Genomic DNA, 17732 nt, shown 5'->3' with positions numbered 1-17732 from the left:
TGTTGAGAAAAGGAGAGTAAACATGTTTATTAGAAATGAAACCTTTTATTCTTTCAGAAAAAATTATCCTATTATTACCGGCTTGATTATTATACATTTTCTCCTGTTTTTATGGATGAACCTATCCTATTGGACAAACGGACTAATACCATTTGGAATAGCTGTGTTTCAACTAGGAGTGGGGAATAACGCATCGGTTGCAGCTGGAGAATATTGGCGGCTGATCTCACCTATTTTTCTTCACCGGGATATGGGACACGTCCTATTTAATTCTTTTTCTCTCATTCTATTTGGGCCGGCTTTAGAAAAAATGCTAGGAAAACCAAAATTTATTACTGTATATTTAACTACGGGAATATTAGCGAATATAGCCACTTTTTTACTGACAGGCCCTTTTTACACTCATCTTGGTGCTTCCGGTGCCATCTTTGGTCTATTCGGTGTTTATCTTTATATGGTCATTAACCGCAAAGATTTAATTGATGCAGCAAACGCCCAAATTATTACTGTTATTCTTGTTATTGGTGTCATAATGACTTTTATCAATCCAGGAATTAACATTATAGCTCACTTATTTGGCTTAATCGCAGGCGCTGTCATGGCTCCATTATTTCTAAAAAATGCACGGCCATTTTATATGTACCCACGAGCCTCTGTTGGCGAGGGTGAAATCACATTTAACCCAAACCGGTGGAAAAGACGACGATTTCTTCCTCCAAGGACGATTTTCCGTTTTGTTGGATGGGCCTTTCTGATTCTTGTTATTGTTGGTATTATTTCGAGACTTTTTTAACAATGTAAAAAAACAGGAGCCCTTTCACATTTTGACAGGCTCCTGGTTATAAAGCGTTCTTCTTCTGTTATTGATAGCTGCTCGGTTTTCCCAGGCAAATCGAATAACTTTCTCCGTGGTCAAAAAAATTTCTTGCGGATCGCAATAATTTTCTCCTTTTCCATGAATGGACCATTTATTTTTTGTTTTCATTAAAGTCCATTGCCCTCCTCGTTTCTTATCCTGAAACACGAAATAGTATTTCTGGCCGTTTTCATCATAATCTGCAAAGGAAATAAAGGAATTCATCATTTCCTCAACATCTGTTTTTCTTTTTATCACTCGCTTCATAACATCACCCTATTATCGTTAATCTTAACAAGCATTCATTATTAATATATCAGAATATTCTATCGAATGTTGTTGAATAAAGGGGGCCATAAAGAAAAATATATCGACAAAAATAGAACTTCCCCATAGAACAACTTGGAGAAGTTCTGTTTTAGGTGTGAGGCTTCCGCCCTGTCCCATTAACAGCGGTATTCCAGCCGGAGCAGACTCCATTTTTGAGCATCCTTTTTATATTTACCTGCTTTTCACTAATAAGCTAACTGCTTCTTTTATAGTGTCCTCTGTATCTTCACCACGTTCAATCTGCTCTCTTACACATTTTTCGAGGTTTTCACTAACCACAACACCAATTGTACGATCTAATGCACTTCTTACAGCAGACATCTGACTGACGATATCCTGACATTCTTTTCCTTCTTCCATCATTTTGAGAACTCCGCGAACTTGTCCTTCAATCCGCTTTAATCTATTTTTAACTTGATCATTGTAATCCAAGTTGATTCACCCTCCAACATACCTTTTGGTGTATTATACAATAACACAGTTTATTATTCATTAAGAATACTCTTCTTACGACATAAGGTAAGACCAATGCATTAAAGATTTTTTATTGTTCGATTTGATTAGGAGCAACCGGGACATCTATAGGATCATTTAAACTGTATCCTTCTGCTTCTCCAAGATTCTCTCCTTCAAACGACACACGTTCAAAACCGAAATCTGCCGCTGCAAAAAGGACGGCTTCAATCATTAACCTTCCATTTTCATTTTCAGGGATATGACTATCTCCAGAAAATACCACTCTGGCCAAGTCGTTTTCTTCCTTTACATCTTCAATAGTCATGTCTTGTGGGATGGATGCCTCAACACTGCTATTTTCTCCAGCAGTCTTCATTTGTTCCAACGTCTCAAAAAAAGTAAATAATTCACCATCTTCATTCTTGGTGGAAATATTCGCTGCATTGCCGCTGACGAGAAAAGACATATCTTCATTTGTAGTGTATACATAATACCCACGGTTTTCCTGTTCGATTGTATAATGATCTAAAACACCATAATTGCCTAATTCCACACCTTCTGCTCCATTATGCTCAAGCACAACTTCATTTTCACCTAAATAACGCATACTTTCTTCTAGACTTTTTACGATCATTTCGCTTTCACTGCTGCTTGCTTCAGGCATTTCCTCTTCAAACTCTGCTTCAAGCGGTGTTTCCTCTTCTTCTCCAGACTTCCAGTCAATATCTTGGAGGGCAGATGGATCTAATCCAACGTCTTCACCTGTATATACTTCAGTCAATTCTTCGAATGCTTCCAGAGATTCCTGACTTTCTTTAATTAAAAAGGTAATAGGTACAATAACCGAAGTCTCTAAATCCTGCAGAGGAATAGTCACAGCCTTCTCGCCCTGCTCTATATCATCCTTTGTTAATGCCGTTACATAATTTTCATATACGGGAGTCTTCTCCCCCACTTCTACAGGGGGTTCTTCGTTTGTTTCCGTTTCTTCAGCCGGTTCTTCTTCCTCTTCTGATATCTTTACGTCATTTTCCTCCCGCTCTATTACTTCTGAAGAATCGGATTCATTATTATTTGATTCGTTTTCTTCCGTTTCTTGCGTGTCTTCTGCACTGCTTTCTCCAGCTTGCTGCTGTTCTTGAGGGACGCTTTCTTCATTCGAAGAGAATTGCTCCAGAGTGGAAGACATATTTGGAAGAAGCACTAACAACAATAATACAGCTGCTGCTGCTGAAAGAGTAGGAAAAACCCATTTTCCTGCCTGAGGCTTGCGAGGTGTTTTTTCCTTATGTTTCATAACATTTTGGTATATCTCGTCTTTTGATCTGCTGTCATGTACCTGAGGTAATTGCTGTAGCTTTTGCTTTAACCGCTCATCCGATGAATAACGTTTTTTCACTGTTCTGCCCTCCTTTCTGTCAACCCTTTTTTCTGTTCAAGTATATCTTTGAGTTTTTTCACCGCACGATGCTGAGTAGTTTTCACCTTGCTTTCAGACCAGCCTAATATTTCTGCCGTTTCTTTTATAGAAAGAGATTCAACGTAGCGCAGCACTAAAACTTGGCGCTGATCTGGTGTGCAGTTCTCCATTCCAGCATAAATTTCTCTTACTTCATCTCTAGCTGAAACGATTTCTTCGGGCAAAGGTGATGGGTCCCTTATATCTTCTTTCGAAAGCGGACCAATTAACCCAAGCCATTTTCGCTTTTTTCTGTTCTGTTTTCGAATCCAATCAATGCCTACGTGCCTTGCTATAGAATACAACCATGTTTTTTCACTGCTTTTCCCTTCAAACGACTGAAAGGAGTGAAAAACTTTAATATAAACTTCCTGAACAAGTTCTTCAGCTGCTTCTTTGTCTCTTACCATGTAAAATAAATATTGAAAAAGAGAGTGGTGATAGGTTTCATACAACCGTTCAAATTCATCTTGCACGATTAACACTCCCATACTTTAGTCGTTAGTTCTTTCCAAAGTGTTACAAAATCACCCGATGTAATTTTATTATGCGAAAAATATGTAAGGCAAAAAGAAAAGCCCTTACGGTTAAACCGTTGAGCTTTTTCCTCCCTTTACAAAAATAACGCATACACCCAGTACAATACTCCGTATAATACAACCAGAGCTACTATAAAGGCAAGCAGCCCTTTATTTGATAATTTTTTCATCCTATCACCTGCCATAACATTACAACCGTATTATATCATTTTTGGATAGAACTTCTGTGAAAAAATATATGAAATTATATGAATGTTTCCGAGAAGTTCTCCTTGCACCATAAAAATAGGGTTGTCTCGAAAGTAAGAGACAGCCCCATCTTCTTTTTCCGAAGCATTCGCGTGATTAGTACCTCCTGTGACTCCTTTGCCAAAGCAAGAATCTTAAAACCCGAGGCAGGAGATTGAAAGTTAAAGCAATTACCAAGGAAGAGCCTTGAAGACCAAAGTTGGAGAAAGCGAGGAAACAAAGTAATCAAGCAAGGATCTTGAAAAGATGTTGAAGTCCCAGTTACTTGTTTTTTAGTGATGTTGCGGCAGATTATGCTTAAGGAAGGTGCACTTCGATCGCCACTGCCAACTTTCTGATTAAGCGTAATCGCACCGCCTGCGGAAAAGAGAAAACGAACAAAAGCGCAATCGCCCTGATCAGCCTCGACAGGTAAATGTTCTCCAGTCACTAAAGGCGCTCTTTGCCTTTCATGACTGGAGGTTATTTAACCCCGAGAGGCTGGGGGCTGAAGCTAGACGCGGATCAAACAATATGGAGATAGTTATCCACAACTTGTAAAAACATAATTTCCTAAACAACAAGAAAAACAGCCGGTCGTTATTTTCAAACCGGCTGTTTACCATGTAAGAGATTTTGAGACAGCTCCTACCGTTCATTAAAACTTTATTCGGTATTCTCATGAGCTAGATATGTTTGTTCGTAGATATGTTCGATATCCTCATCTGTCATTGTAGATAAATGCTTTTCCTCCGTCCCTTTTACTTTCGAAATAAATGCAACCATGTTTTTCCTTTCTCTTCTTTTCATAACTCCTCGCACCCTTTCTGTATTAATACAGTTAATTTATTTAAATGTATTGTATAACAGAGTACGATCCTCGTCAACTTTATTTTCAGAAAAATTTATTTTTTTGTGAAGCAGAGCCAATAAGAAAGACAGAGGAGGAAAGACCTTTGACAACTTTTTCTACTTTTTATACAATTTTTGTAACTGTTTCTTTATACATAACGTCTATGAAGCAGATGGATTTACACATATAGAAAGGGGAAAATCATGAAACGCACACTGAATTTTTTACTTACAGTTTTATTAAGCCTTGGGGTCCTCGCAGCTTGCGGACAAGGAGAAGAGACCGATGAAGAATTAGAAACTGGTGGAGATGTGGAAGAAGAAGAAACGAATGAAACAGAAGAAGAGACAGAGGACAATAAAGAAAGTACAGAAGAAGACGAAAATCCAGAAGAAAACCAAGAAGAAAATGATACAGCAGCAGAAGAGGAAGAAAAAAATACGGAAGCAAATTCTGTGGAAGAAGAAACCGTTACAGAAAATGTAACGCTGTACTTTTCCGATGAACAACTCCTTGAAACATATAAAGAAGTGCAAGAAGTAGAAGCCGATTCTGAAGACGAGATTCCTGCCGCTGCTCTTCAAGCCTGGTTAAATGGACCGGAGCATGAGGAACTTGCATCTCCTTTTGAAGGAGATGATGTAGAAGTGCAATCCGTGGAAGGGAAAGACGGAACAGCAGAAGTATCTTTCTCTGAATCGTTTTTAGATGCTAATGCGGGTTCTAGTGCTGAAATGGCAATAACAGAACAAATCGCTTTAATCATGGAACAGTTTGGTTATGATCAAACCAAAATCCTGATCGAAGGAGAAGAGGAATCCTCTTTATTTGGACATATGGATGCTACCGAACCAATCTCTTCTGAGAACCCTGCTGATTATGAATCGATTGAATAAATAACAAAAGCGGAAGTCCCTGTTTTAAATGACGTTCGGCTAAGTTCGTCAATTCCTGTGACAACGCCGAACTAACCCATTTCGTGTGGGCCTCCGAGAGGCTGGGCGCTGAAGCTAAACGCGGATCAAATAAAATAGAGATAGTTAGCCAGAATTCTTAAAAATATAATTTCCTAAACAATCAAAAAGACAGCTGTTCTCTGTAAACAGCTGTCTTTTAAATATTTTTCACCAGCGTCACACAACGTCCGCCTTCCTCTAAAATTAATTGATCACTGCATTCCTTCATAATAGCTATACCACGTCCTGATTCCCTCAGAGTGTCAGCAGCTTCTTTAAAGACATTATCAGATTTTTGTTCATATAATATTTCTCCTTCTTCTGTAATGCCTATTCCGTTATCCTCTATAGACACTGTTAGTTTCTCTTTATCAGCTTGAAAAAGTATTCTAACATGTACCTCTTCTTCCTCATTTCCATGGTAAAGAGCGTTATTTAAAGCTTCATTTACAGCAACCTCAAAGAAAAATTGTTCATCCGTTTGCAGAAGTTGAAGCCATTGTTTTATTTTTTCCCGCGCTGAATGGTATTCATTTACCTTCTGAACAATATAGCTGTCATAGTGTATTCCCAAGCTTCAATCTTCCTTTCTTCACTTTGGGATTTATCCTTTGTATTATAGTTCAATATTCGTGATGATTTTACCAAAAACAATCTAACGATATATTGGAAAATAAGTGAACAAAATACATAATACTTCAATAATACCAAAGTATTAGGGTATATTACATCATTTTAATATTTGTTACTTTATTTTAATAAAACTGTTAACCCCTTATTTAATAAGGGCTCTCGTGTGGTTTATGTTTATTGGTTTCTATTTCCTGCAGAAATACTAACTCCCTATTGGTATTCTTACTTTGTGAAAATTTTCATTTAGGAGGTTATTGACATTGTTTAAGAAGTTTAAATTTATCGGTGCTGCTCTTGCTGCTTTATTTACTTTTACTGCTACAGCAGAGGCTTCCGAAGCATATACAGTAAAAAGCGGTGAAACGCTTTGGTCTATTGGAATGGAACATGGAGTGTCTGTATTAGAGTTAAAAGAAATAAATCAAAAAGATTCTCTACATGTTAACGAAGGAGAACAGCTTAAGATTCCAGAAAGTATTTCTACTCAAGAAAGGGATTTACTAGAGAGAATTGTAAGCGCAGAAGCTGAAGGCGAGTCTTATGCAGGAAAAGTAGCAGTAGCTACCGTTGTATTAAATAGAGTAAAAAGCGATGAATTTCCAGACAGCATTAAAGAAGTTATTTATGAGGTCTCTCCAACCGGAAATCCTACATTCAGCCCGGTTTCAGACGGATCTATTAATCAGCCTGCAGATGAAGAATCTAAAAAGGCTGTTAAAGAAGCGCTTGCTTTCGAAGGACAGGGCAGTGGTTCCCTTTTCTTCTACAATCCTTCTATCGCTTCAAATCATTGGATTTCCACGAGAGAAACCACTTCTGTCATCGGGAACCATGTTTTTGCTAAATAGCTAGACATCAAGCGCAAAATATATGCTTTCTTATCTCACAAAAGCAAAACCTGCTTCATGGTATTTATCTATCATACCTGAAGCAGGTTTTTTCTTAATTTACTAACTGAGTTTTCCAGCAACGTTTGCTACCCGAGCTCCGAGACGTCCTGCCATTGTAAATTCTCTCTCATCTGGCTGATTGGAGCCGTCTGGGCCAGCAACCGTAGAAGCAGCGTATGGAGATCCCCCAATACCATCTGTTGTAAGCATTTCTTGATTTTCACCATAAGGCAGACCAACATAAATAAGCCCAAAGTGCAAGAGTGGCACCAGTGTAGTAATAGCGGTAGTTTCCTGTCCGCCATGAATGGAACCTGTGCTTGTAAAGATAGCTGTTGCTTTACCTTCCAGTTCACCATTCATCCATAATGCACCAGCTGTATCAAGAAATTGTTTCATTTGAGCAGGCATATTCCCGTAACGTGTCGGTACTCCCCAAATAATACCATCTGCCCATTTCAAATCATCATGGGTAGCTTCTGGAATATCTTTTTGGGCGTCCTGGGCTTGAACGTAAGGCTCCTGGCCGGACATAGCTTGGCGCGCAGCTTCAAATTCAGGGATTTTCACTATTTTCACTTCTGCTCCTGCTTGCTCTGCACCTTTTGCTACTTCTTTTGCCATTTCAAAGATATGACCATATGCACTATAGTACGGAATTAAAATTTTTGCCACAATATCACCTCGTATACTTATTTTTTTAAAGTAACTATAAATAAATAATAATTTTTTCACTTACTTTTGTCAAGTATTATAAAGTATGGTTCCCTTCTCCCTGTTCCGATAAACATTAAGAATGTGTTAGAATAAATCTATAGAAGAGGTGAGGATAATGGATTATACAAAGATGTGTCCCAAATACGAAGCGGCTATAGAACTGCTTGGTAAGAAATGGACTGGCCTCATCATTCGCGTACTATTAGGCGGACCAAAAAGATTTAAAGATATAAAAGCACAAATTCCAGAAATGAGCGATAGAATTTTAACAGAACGCATGAAAGAATTAGAGGAAAACGACGTTGTTGAACGCAGTGTATTTCCTGAAAAACCGGTACGCATTGAGTACAGCCTGACCAAAAAGGGAAAAGATCTGGCTCCAGTAATTGAATCTATTCAAGGATGGGGTGAAAAATGGATGTAAACGGGATCTGGGTTTACCAAACCTGGTTCCATTCAAAATACAAAGTAAGAACTGTTAAAGAGACCTGCTGATACACTTATTGTGTGCAGAGTTAAGCTTGCATTTTTTCTCTGATACTCACCAAAGACCAAAGCAGGGCTTGGAAGTTATATACTTTCTGACCACTTGAAGAAAGGAAGAATAATTTTATGGCTGTTGTACACACGTTTTCCCGCCGAGAAGAAATAGCAAACGCGGCTACTCATGCTGTCGGCATCATATTAAGCATTGCAGCTATCATCCTTCTCGTCATATTTGCAAGCCTTCATGCCACTCCATTTCACATAGTTAGTGTATCTATTTATGGTGCTACAATGTTATTGCTTTATGTTTCCTCAACCCTGCTGCACAGTTTTAAAAAAGGAAAAGTGAAAGATCTGTTCGAAATTTTTGATCACGCCTCCATTTATTTATTTATTGCCGGCACGTACACTCCTTTTTTATTTCACGTTTTAGAAGGGGCATTAAGCTGGACACTATTTGGAGTTGTTTGGGGAATTGCTTTCTTAGGAATTGGGTTCAAGGCTTTTTTTGTTAAAAAGTTCATGTTTTTATCTACTCTTTTCTACATTCTGATGGGTTGGATTATAATCTTTGCCTGGCAGCCATTGACATCGGTTTTACCTACCGGCGGTGTTGCCTTTCTTGTAGGAGGAGGCTTGCTTTACACCATTGGTACTATATTTTATGTATGGAGGCATTTTCCTTATCATCACGCAGTTTGGCATGTATTTGTGCTGGGCGGTTCCATTATGCATTTCTTTGCTATATTTCTTTATGTGCTGCCATTATGATTCCAATAGAAAACCCTCCCGAATTTTACAGCGGGAGGGTTTTGATATTAAAAGGATTCATTAATAAGAACATCCTCTACTGGAAAGCGGAATGATTTTCGAACTTTCCCATTTCCTTTACCAATGGATATTAACATTACAGGAATGTAGCGGTCTGGAATATTGAATGCTTCCTTAAATTTTTCTCTATCAAAGCCGCCCATTGGTACGGAGTCATAGCCTTTCTCTTTTGCAGCAAGCATTAGCTGCATAGCAGCTAATGAAGCATTAATTAAAGCTTCATTATGAGCAAATCCTACTTGCTCGTAAGCTCCATGAATGTTCGCTACAATTTGATTCTTAATTTCTTCTGTCATCGTTTCATTTTTCACTGACTCTTCAAACACAGCATCGGCAGCTTGATTTGCTTCCTTATCCCCTAAAACTGCGATGGTAACCGAGCTGTCTTGAACTTGCTGCTGATTGTAGGCAATCGGCAGCAGTTGTTGCTTTTTCTCATCCGATTGCACAGCTAAAAACCTCCAATGCTGAAGGTTCCAGGACGAAGGTGCTTGGGTTGCAGCTTCTATGATTTCATGTAAATCTTCTTCCGGCATTATATATTCGTCATATTTACGAACAGAATGACGTTCTTTCATTAATTCAATAGTAGTCATGGTGTTATCACTCCTTGTCCTTATTATCCGCAATCTATACTCTCACGAATCCTCCATTGTTTCAATTGATCTGCTTTAAATCCAAAGAGAAGAGCAGCAAACGTTTGATTCGCTTGCTGCTCTCATTAGGCTCATAACTAACTGTGCACTCATTTACTTTGTAACAAACATTTGTGTCCAGTAGTTACCGTAGCTTCCGCCTTCCGCATGGCCTACACCAATGTGAGTGAAGTCGGCGTTTAGAATATTTTCACGGTGCCCTTCAGAATTCATCCATCCTTCTACTACCTGTTCAGGAGATTGCTGTCCTGCAGCAATGTTTTCTCCAGCACCTTGGTACTCAATTCCATATGTGTCCATCATATCAAATGGACTGCCGTAATTCGGGCTGTTATGAGAAAAGTATCCAGCGTCTCTCATATCTTCAGACTTGTCTCTAGCCACATCAGAAAGCTCACTGTAAGACTCAAGCGGTTCTAGACCCTGCTTTTCTCTTTCCTCATTTGTTAAACGGATAACTTCTTGTTCGAATTCACTTTCACTAGCAGCTTCTTCATCATTTGCTGTTTCCTGCTCTGCTGCTTCTTCATTTGCAGGAGCTTGTTCCTCTGCTGCTTGCTCTTCAGCAGCTGGAGCTTCTTCCTGTACTGCCTCTTCTTCAGCAGCCGGAGCTTCTTCCTCTCCTGCTTGCTCTTCAGCAGCCGGAGCCTCTTCTTGTCCTGCTTCCTCTTCAGAAGCTGGAGCTTCTTCTTCCGATGCCGCTTCACCAGCATCCGGTTGTTCTGTTACCTCTCCCGGAACTTCAAATTCTTCAATTATATTAAAAATATCTGATTCTTCTAATTCCGGAATAGCATTAAATAATTCGTTCTCAGTCAAGTTACACTTTTCAGCTATTTTTGCGAAAGCGTCTCCTGACTCCACGGGTTGACTTTCTTGACCGTACACTGCCGCTGGAAATGCAATAAGTACGGCAAGTGATAGAATGATTTTTTTCATATTCAACACCTCCGCTATTCATTATGACATATCTATGAATCTGCGAAAGGGGCAGGGAATATGTTGGAATTACCTGATAAACTTTTCTTTCATACTTTGGACCTGTATATTGCTAGTTTATTGTTAGATGCTGGAACGTAAAATATGAATATTTGAATAGCATTCTGTCTAAAACCTTTCTAACCTTAGTCAAACACCAACTTTTTTCTCTGTTATTGTAATAAAAACGTAATAAAAACGGAATCCATGCGCAATATTATAAATCACCAAAACAACAAAAAAGCGCTCCCTCTCTGAATACAGGAAGCGCTTTTAAAATCATTAATATTAACCTTCGCCGATACCAGCATCTTCTTCCATGCCGCCGTCTTCTTCCATAGCGGGATCCTCTTCCACATCACCGCAAGCTGCTAGCACACTCGTAGCTAATACTCCAGTCAACAAAGAATAAAGCAATTTTTTACTCATTTAAAATTCCTCCTTTTTAAGTGGAAGAGCATGAACATTTTGTGTCCATCTCTTGCTTTAGTGTAACTTTACCACAAGAATTTCTATTCAAAAGCTAATTTTTCCAATTTATAGAATTTTTTATAACCTTCACATATTGTAATAAATTTTTTTAAAAGAAAAGAGGTATAAAATGTTTTATAAATATCAAAATAGGGTATTATTTTTTAGATTTCCATCTCTATCTCTTACATACCATTTAAAAGAATGAGGGGTTGAATATTAATGGACCACCGCAAACCACAAACAATTCTAAATATCGGAGAGTATCTTTTAAAAAACAAAGCGATATTGAGTGAGAGAATGGATCAACTTCAAAATAACGATTCTCGCTTACGGTTTGCAAAGAATAACGATTATGTTATCAGCTTAAGAGAAGAACTTTTCGCAACTATTGGTGAAGGAGTAATAAACTCCCTGGCGGAATCTGAAAGTTTAAAAGCTGAAATCAAATCATGGGGAGAAAAAGTAGCAGACTATTGTATTAAAAACAATGTTAATCTCTCGACTGCTTTACTTATACTCCCTTTTTATAGAGAAATACTAACCGAAGTAATTGAACAACATTGTCTAGAAGATGAGCTTCCTCTTCATAACTCTTTTTTTATTTACAGTAAATTTGAAACACTGCTTGATCAAGCAACTTATGCATTCAGCCATACTTTTTTACATCAGCATATTGTTGAGTTAGAACATGCAAAGTCACAAATGCAAGAAATTTCTGTTCCAGTTGTGCCAATAAAACAAGGTACAGCCGTTCTGCCGCTTATTGGGGACATGGATGATGATCGTTCGGAGTTCTTACAAAAGAGAACGTTAGAGAGAGCCACTGAATTAGAGTTATCTTATATTATTATTGATTTATCTGGCATTAATACAATTAACACATGGTTTGCTCAGCACTTAAATCAACTAATTGATGCGCTGCAGCTGTTAGGAATCGATGCAAGCATTTCCGGTATGAGACCGGAACTTTCCCAAACGATTGTTCAACTAGGAATATCCTTTAAACATGTTGCTAAGTTTTTAACATTAGAACAAGCTCTTCTGCAGCATTCAGCGTATGCATAAAAACCCATTTAAATCTGTCGGCTCCAGCTGACAGATTTATTTGTGTATAAGCGGTGAATCGTTTATGATGAAAGGGTTGAAAGTGATTGATTATGTAAGAGAAAGGAATCTATAGATGAGTAAGCTTGAGGAAGAAATACAATCTCGAAAAACGTTTGCCATTATATCTCACCCTGACGCCGGGAAAACCACTTTAACTGAAAAGCTTCTTTATTTTGGAGGGGCCATACACGAGGCTGGAACAGTAAAGGGTAAGAAAAACACGAAGCACGCCACGAGTGACTGGATGGAAATTGAAAAACAGCGCGGTATTTCAGTTACCAGCTCTGTAATGGAGTTCCATTATAAAGATCATCAAATCAATATACTAGACACTCCTGGGCACGAGGATTTTAGTGAAGACACCTATCGTACTCTAACAGCTGCTGACTCTGCTACGATGCTTATTGATGCAGCAAAAGGGGTAGAGGCTCAGACAAAAAAACTATTTAAGGTTTGCAGCATGCGGGGTATTCCTATATTTACATTTATTAATAAATTAGACCGGCAAGGAAGAGATCCATTTGAATTAATGGAAGAAATGGAAAACTTACTTGGGATCCGTTCCTACCCTATGAATTGGCCAATCGGGATGGGAATGGACTTTTATGGTATTTATGACCGTCACTCAAAAAAAGTAGAATTATATAACGCAGATAACCCATCTCATGTTGAGATTAAGCAAACGATTGGTCCGGATGATCCAATGCTTGATGAAATAATTGATCCGTCTTTACTTTCCCAATTTAGAGAAGAAATGGAGCTCTTGGACGTAGCTGGTGATCCCTACGATGAACCTAAAATTAAAAACGGCGAATTAACTCCTGTGTTTTTTGGAAGTGCGATCTCTAATTTCGGGGTCCAGAATTTTTTAGAACACTTTTTAAATTTGGCCCCAACACCTGTAGGCCGAGACAGTGACCAAGGTTTTATTGAACCGGTACAAAAAACGTTTTCTGGTTTTGTGTTTAAAATTCAAGCAAACATGAACCCGAAACATCGTGATCGTATAGCTTTTTTACGTATCACTTCCGGGAAATACACACAAGGTATGCAAGTAAACCATGTCCGTCTTAACAAAACAATGCGTTTGGCACAGCCTACTCAATTTTTAGCCCAGGATCGTAATATTGTAAAAGAAGCCTATGCTGGAGATATTATTGGCTTGTACGACCCGGGGACCTTTCGAATCGGAGATACACTTGCTGATGGCAGCGATTTTCAATTCGATGAAATGCCCCACTTCTCTCCAGAACATTTTGCAGCTATATCGGTGAAAGATGCCATGAAACACAAATCGTTTGAAAAAGGCTTACAGCAACTGACTGAAGAAGGTGCTGTGCAATTATTTCAAACATACAACAAATACCCAGAACAGCAGATTATTGGCGTTGTAGGGGTTTTACAATTTGAAGTTATGGAATATCGTTTAAAAAATGAATATAATGCGGATATTCGTCTAGAAAAGCTTCCTTTTTCCATTGCACGATGGGTAAATGGAGAGCCAGAGGAATTAGAAACTTTTAAAAAGCGCCAGAAAAACTTGGCGTTAGACAGAGATGGAAGAATTGTCGCTTTGTTCGATAACGAATTTCAAATGAATATGACAAAAGACAAATATCCAAAATTGACTTTTTATGAAAATTCTTATATGAAATAAGATATTGAACTGCGGCCTAATGGCTGCAGTGTTTTTTTATGGACTTTCAGGACTCCTTCTAAAAATCTTCCAAATATACCAAAATACTAAGTAATGCATTGTTAAATGTAATGCCATCCAAATGGAATACATTCTTCTTTAGCGATTTCGCATCTTCCTTTCTTCTTTATTCTAACCGTTTCTTAATAGCTTCCATAATATTATCAATAGTCATGTCTTCGTTTTCTTAAAAAAATCTGCCATTCGGTTTCTGCATTTTCAGAAGAATTCTTCTTATATCACCAATTAATGCGATAAATTTCCACTATTGCACCTTCAACTTACCAGTCACAAGTAAAACAGCCACAAATCATTTCCAAATTACTTCCATATTCAAAAGAGACTCGTAGCAGGGGTAGTATCTGCTCCTGTAAAAACCCTGAACCCTCTTGTTCAGGATATACGAGCAAACATTTTCCTTTTTCACCTAACGTTATTATATAAGAAGAGAAATAACGTCCATACAAAAGAAAAGTAAACTACCTCTTCTAGTTCAATTCGTGTTACCCTAATGTAAATGAGAAAAAAAGTACATAATATTCTCGTTTTTGGTAGAAAAAACTCTTTCTTAAAAGCTGAGGTACTAGCAAAAGAACTTAATTTAATACAGACTTAAACTGAGGTGACAACCATGAATGTAGTAGCAATCGACATGGACGGGACCCTTTTAAACTCAGAAGGGTTTATATCAGAAAAAAATGCACAAGCACTCCGAGCACTTCAAGCACAAGGACATAAAGTTATCATTGCAACTGGACGGGGGCTGCCGGACGTAAATCGTTTACTAGGAGACGTCAATATAACGCCAGATGGAGTCGTTTCTTTAAATGGAGCCAGAGTATTTTGGGAAGGAGAAGCTATTCAAGAATCCTATATGGGACAGGAGGAATCGGCCAATTTGATAGAATGGCTGAATGAAAACGAATATTACTTTCACATTTATACCGATAAAGGATTATTCTCCCCTTCACGATCTCGAGAGTTTTTTATGAATGACTTGGAAATATATACACAGGATAAAGAAGGCGGAGAAGAAATGAAAGAAGCAATCCGCCGCAGGGCAGACGGACACCACAGACAAGCAAATATGAAAGAGCTAAGCTCTCCAATTATGATTGTTAAGCAGGATCTTACCGTTTACAAATTTCTAATTGTCTCTATGCTTGAACAGAAACTTGAGACTTGCCGGAAGGCCTGGGGAGATAAACATAATATACTTATCACCTCTTCAGGCCGTGATAATCTGGAAATTATGCATCCTGATACCCAAAAAGGCAAAGGACTTCTGCACATCGTAGAGCACGCAGGTTTAAATATAGGTTCAACTTTTGCAATAGGGGATAATTATAATGACCTCCCGCTATTTAATGCTGCGGCGACAAGTATTGCTATGGGTAATGCCGAAGTAGATGTAAAAAGAGTAGCAACCCATGAAACGACCCACCATGATAATGACGGAGTTGCCCAGGCTATTGAAAAATTTATATTAAAGTCCTCTGCACGAACCTAATAAATGGCATTAAAAAACAAGTTGCCTTCTGTGCTTACTGCTGATATAATTTCCCGTGGTTATTAGAAAAGCTTAGCTGCTATTATCAAAAAGTAAATATAACCTCATCCCGCTTGATGAGGTAGAGGCGCGAATGAAATGAGTACGATCTGGGAGATGACTTCGACGATCAGAGATGGAAAGGTTCATTTGCCGAAGCCGGAAAAGGTCGTCATATCTTACCGGCTGGGCTTGCATTAAACAAGTGCAAGACTGTCACGATGCATTCGTCGTGGAGGACTACTATGAAACGGGATACCGTTATAACCTGCCTGGCGATGGAATCCAGGCAGGTTTTTTGCATAAGCTTTAGAATAAATAATGAAATAGAAAGGAGATTAGCTATTATGAATGAGCCGTCGATTCTGTCGCTGCTTCCTCCCATTATCGCTTTATTAATGATTATTGCGACAAGAAAGGTTCTTCCTTCTCTAGGCGTTGGGATTATTATCGGTGCGCTAATTCTCAGCGATTGGTCCGTCACCGAAGGAGCTGCCCTTATTTTGGAAATATTTGCCGGCATTTTTGTAGTAGAAGGAGCTATTAATGACTGGGAATTATACATTATTTTCTTTTTATTGATTCTCGGCGTAATGGCAGCTCTAATAAGTTTTTCAGGTGGAAGCCGAGCTTTTGGAGAGTGGGCATTAAAACGTGTGAAAACGAGGATTGGAGCTCAGCTTGTAACCTTGCTATTTGGTATCCTTGTTTTTATTGATGATTATTTTAACAGTTTAACAGTCGGTCAGGTAAGCCGACCGCTAACAGACAGGCATCAAATCTCACGAGCCAAGCTTGCTTATATCGTCGATTCTGTTGCCGCTCCAGTTTGTGTCATTGCTCCGCTGTCCAGCTGGGGAGCCTATATTATTACAATCATTGCCGATATTCTCAGAAGTCACGGACAGACACAATATGGTGGCCTTCAAGCTTTCCTTTATATGGTACCTATGAACTTTTATGCTATGACTGCCCTATTATTCGTCTTTCTCGTTATTGTTTGGAAACTAGATTTTGGGCCGATGCGTACTCATGAAAAACGTGCGATCCTGCATAGTCAAGTACTTGACCCAGATCGTTCGGGTGTCCCTGGTGAACAATCCCAACAGCTCGATGAACACAAAGGAAAAGTACGTGATTTAATCATACCCATACTAGTACTTATTGTCAGTACTATTGTCTTTATGATTGTAACAGGCGCTCAAACAGCTGATAAAGTGACAGCTTTATCGGTCTTTGCAGAAACCGACGTAGCAAGCTCTCTCGTTTACGGTGGGTTAATTGGCCTTGGTGTCACTGTGCTGCTCACTTTCACAAAGCGTCCCGCTGCTAATAGCTTTATGAAAACTATTTTTGCTGGGATTCAATCGATGCTCCCTGCGATATATATTTTAATTCTCGCTTGGATTATTGTAAGTATTATTGATGAATTAGGCACTGGCCAATATTTAGCGGACTTCATCGATGGAACTATTCCCTTATTCCTGCTTCCTGCCCTTCTGTTTTTACTAGCAGGATTTATGGCATTTTCTACCGGCACATCGTGGGGTACATTTTCCATTTTACTTCCTATTGCTGGTGAAATAGCAGCGGCTTTGGATATTTCTTTAATTCTGCCAATGCTTGCAGCAGTATTAGCAGGTTCCATTTTGGGTGATCACTGCTCCCCTATTTCTGACACGACTATTTTGTCCTCTACAGGGGCCGGAAGTCATCATATCGATCACGTTATTACTCAGCTTCCTTACGCTGTATTCTCTGCAGTTGGAGCATTTGCTGGTTATCTTATCCTCGGAGCAACCGGAAGTACTCTTGCAGGCCTGGCCGCAGCCGTTCTCATAACTGTAATTATTGCTCTTTTCTTTAAAATAAACAACAAACCGATAGCCGCCGAAAATAAAGGATAATATATATTCAATTGTCATATAATAGCCCAAAGCTCATTAATGCTTTGGGCGTTTTTTTATTTTTATACTGTTTAAGAAAGGGATAGAACGGAAAAAGAGAAAGTAAGGTATGTGACACGTCATTTACATTT

At 38.7% G+C, this 17732-nt stretch carries 21 protein-coding genes and 2 riboswitches; of the genes, 9 read left to right on the top strand and 12 right to left on the bottom strand.

Annotation, left to right across the window (positions count from 1 at the left end; genetic code table 11):
- Positions 1–22 precede the first annotated feature (22 nt).
- Entirely contained in the window at positions 23–793 is a 771-nt protein-coding gene (locus ACE1TI_RS15430) for a rhomboid family intramembrane serine protease (protein WP_375008464.1), read from the top strand.
- Between the two features lie 24 nt (positions 794–817).
- Here ACE1TI_RS15430 and ACE1TI_RS15425 read toward each other — a convergent pair whose 3' ends face one another.
- The 7 genes from ACE1TI_RS15425 to ACE1TI_RS15395 all read right to left on the bottom strand — a co-directional run bounded on the left by ACE1TI_RS15425 (position 818) and on the right by ACE1TI_RS15395 (position 4678).
- Entirely contained in the window at positions 818–1123 is a 306-nt protein-coding gene (locus tag ACE1TI_RS15425; protein ID WP_375008463.1) for a hypothetical protein, read from the bottom strand.
- A 24-nt stretch (positions 1124–1147) separates the two neighbouring features.
- Positions 1148–1336: a hypothetical protein gene (locus ACE1TI_RS15420; RefSeq protein ID WP_375008462.1), complete on the bottom strand. Its 189-nt coding sequence runs from the start codon at positions 1334–1336 to the stop codon at positions 1148–1150.
- A gap of 21 nt (positions 1337–1357) precedes the next feature.
- Positions 1358–1618, bottom strand: a complete 261-nt coding sequence (locus ACE1TI_RS15415) for a metal-sensitive transcriptional regulator (protein WP_375008461.1) — start codon at positions 1616–1618, stop codon at positions 1358–1360.
- 112 nt (positions 1619–1730) lie between these two features.
- Positions 1731–3041, bottom strand: coding sequence for a hypothetical protein (locus tag ACE1TI_RS15410; RefSeq protein WP_375008460.1), 1311 nt, complete (start codon positions 3039–3041; stop codon positions 1731–1733).
- On the bottom strand, positions 3038–3577 hold the full coding sequence (locus tag ACE1TI_RS15405) for an RNA polymerase sigma factor SigX (RefSeq protein WP_375008459.1): 540 nt from the start codon (positions 3575–3577) through the stop codon (positions 3038–3040). Before ACE1TI_RS15405 ends, ACE1TI_RS15410 begins: the two co-directional genes overlap by 4 nt.
- 307 nt (positions 3578–3884) lie before the next feature.
- Entirely contained in the window at positions 3885–4319 is a 435-nt protein-coding gene (locus ACE1TI_RS15400; RefSeq protein WP_375008458.1) for a hypothetical protein, read from the bottom strand.
- 215 nt (positions 4320–4534) lie between these two features.
- On the bottom strand, positions 4535–4678 hold the full coding sequence (locus ACE1TI_RS15395) for a BH0509 family protein (RefSeq protein ID WP_375008457.1): 144 nt from the start codon (positions 4676–4678) through the stop codon (positions 4535–4537).
- Positions 4679–4924: 246 nt separating this feature from the next.
- Between ACE1TI_RS15395 and ACE1TI_RS15390 the strand changes: the two genes are divergently transcribed.
- Positions 4925–5617 (top strand): GerMN domain-containing protein, encoded by a 693-nt coding sequence (locus ACE1TI_RS15390; protein ID WP_375008456.1) that lies wholly within the window; start codon positions 4925–4927, stop codon positions 5615–5617.
- Positions 5618–5834: 217 nt separating this feature from the next.
- Here the strand turns inward: ACE1TI_RS15390 and ACE1TI_RS15385 are convergent, their stop codons facing one another.
- Positions 5835–6251 (bottom strand): ATP-binding protein, encoded by a 417-nt coding sequence (locus ACE1TI_RS15385; protein WP_375008455.1) that lies wholly within the window; start codon positions 6249–6251, stop codon positions 5835–5837.
- A gap of 319 nt (positions 6252–6570) precedes the next feature.
- Here ACE1TI_RS15385 and ACE1TI_RS15380 point away from each other — a divergent pair, with 319 nt between their 5' ends.
- Complete coding sequence (locus tag ACE1TI_RS15380) at positions 6571–7158, top strand: cell wall hydrolase (protein ID WP_375008454.1); 588 nt, start codon at positions 6571–6573, stop codon at positions 7156–7158.
- A 102-nt stretch (positions 7159–7260) separates the two neighbouring features.
- Here ACE1TI_RS15380 and wrbA read toward each other — a convergent pair whose 3' ends face one another.
- A complete protein-coding gene (wrbA, locus tag ACE1TI_RS15375) occupies positions 7261–7875 on the bottom strand; it encodes an NAD(P)H:quinone oxidoreductase (protein ID WP_375008453.1) in 615 nt (204 codons plus the stop codon).
- Positions 7876–8032: 157 nt separating this feature from the next.
- Between wrbA and ACE1TI_RS15370 the strand changes: the two genes are divergently transcribed.
- Both ACE1TI_RS15370 and trhA read left to right on the top strand, forming a co-directional pair.
- Positions 8033–8341 (top strand): winged helix-turn-helix transcriptional regulator, encoded by a 309-nt coding sequence (locus ACE1TI_RS15370; RefSeq protein ID WP_375008452.1) that lies wholly within the window; start codon positions 8033–8035, stop codon positions 8339–8341.
- Between the two features lie 188 nt (positions 8342–8529).
- Positions 8530–9174 (top strand): PAQR family membrane homeostasis protein TrhA, encoded by a 645-nt coding sequence (gene trhA, locus ACE1TI_RS15365; protein ID WP_375008451.1) that lies wholly within the window; start codon positions 8530–8532, stop codon positions 9172–9174.
- A gap of 47 nt (positions 9175–9221) precedes the next feature.
- On the opposite strand, the gene ACE1TI_RS15360 is transcribed toward trhA, so the two are convergent.
- The 3 genes from ACE1TI_RS15360 to ACE1TI_RS15350 all read right to left on the bottom strand — a co-directional run bounded on the left by ACE1TI_RS15360 (position 9222) and on the right by ACE1TI_RS15350 (position 11297).
- Positions 9222–9830, bottom strand: coding sequence for a nitroreductase family protein (locus ACE1TI_RS15360; protein ID WP_375008450.1), 609 nt, complete (start codon positions 9828–9830; stop codon positions 9222–9224).
- Positions 9831–9983: 153 nt separating this feature from the next.
- Positions 9984–10829: a CAP domain-containing protein gene (locus ACE1TI_RS15355; protein ID WP_375008449.1), complete on the bottom strand. Its 846-nt coding sequence runs from the start codon at positions 10827–10829 to the stop codon at positions 9984–9986.
- A 327-nt stretch (positions 10830–11156) separates the two neighbouring features.
- Positions 11157–11297: a hypothetical protein gene (locus tag ACE1TI_RS15350; protein WP_375008448.1), complete on the bottom strand. Its 141-nt coding sequence runs from the start codon at positions 11295–11297 to the stop codon at positions 11157–11159.
- Between the two features lie 264 nt (positions 11298–11561).
- On the opposite strand from ACE1TI_RS15350, the gene ACE1TI_RS15345 reads away from it, so the two are divergent.
- The 4 genes from ACE1TI_RS15345 to ACE1TI_RS15330 all read left to right on the top strand — a co-directional run bounded on the left by ACE1TI_RS15345 (position 11562) and on the right by ACE1TI_RS15330 (position 17601).
- The gene (locus ACE1TI_RS15345; RefSeq protein WP_375008447.1) at positions 11562–12407 is read left to right on the top strand and encodes an STAS domain-containing protein; all 846 of its coding nucleotides are present in this window, start codon (positions 11562–11564) and stop codon (positions 12405–12407) included.
- Positions 12408–12522: 115 nt separating this feature from the next.
- The gene (locus ACE1TI_RS15340; RefSeq protein ID WP_375008446.1) at positions 12523–14106 is read left to right on the top strand and encodes a peptide chain release factor 3; all 1584 of its coding nucleotides are present in this window, start codon (positions 12523–12525) and stop codon (positions 14104–14106) included.
- A 366-nt stretch (positions 14107–14472) separates the two neighbouring features.
- A riboswitch (purine riboswitch) is annotated at positions 14473–14571 on the bottom strand.
- A gap of 205 nt (positions 14572–14776) precedes the next feature.
- Positions 14777–15655, top strand: coding sequence for a Cof-type HAD-IIB family hydrolase (locus tag ACE1TI_RS15335; RefSeq protein WP_375008445.1), 879 nt, complete (start codon positions 14777–14779; stop codon positions 15653–15655).
- Between the two features lie 114 nt (positions 15656–15769).
- Positions 15770–15945, top strand: a riboswitch (Lysine riboswitch).
- Positions 15946–16041: 96 nt separating this feature from the next.
- Positions 16042–17601 carry a Na+/H+ antiporter NhaC family protein gene (locus ACE1TI_RS15330; protein WP_375008444.1) on the top strand — a complete coding sequence of 520 codons (1560 nt, stop codon included), beginning with the start codon at positions 16042–16044 and terminating at the stop codon, positions 17599–17601.
- The last annotated feature ends 131 nt before the right edge of the window (positions 17602–17732 follow it).

It is taken from the genome of Alteribacillus sp. JSM 102045 (genome assembly GCF_041949975.1).
Classification (GTDB): Bacteria; Bacillota; Bacilli; order Bacillales; family Marinococcaceae; genus Alteribacillus.
Note: the sequence above shows the minus strand (reverse complement) of the source record. Positions and strands in the feature narration are given on the sequence as shown.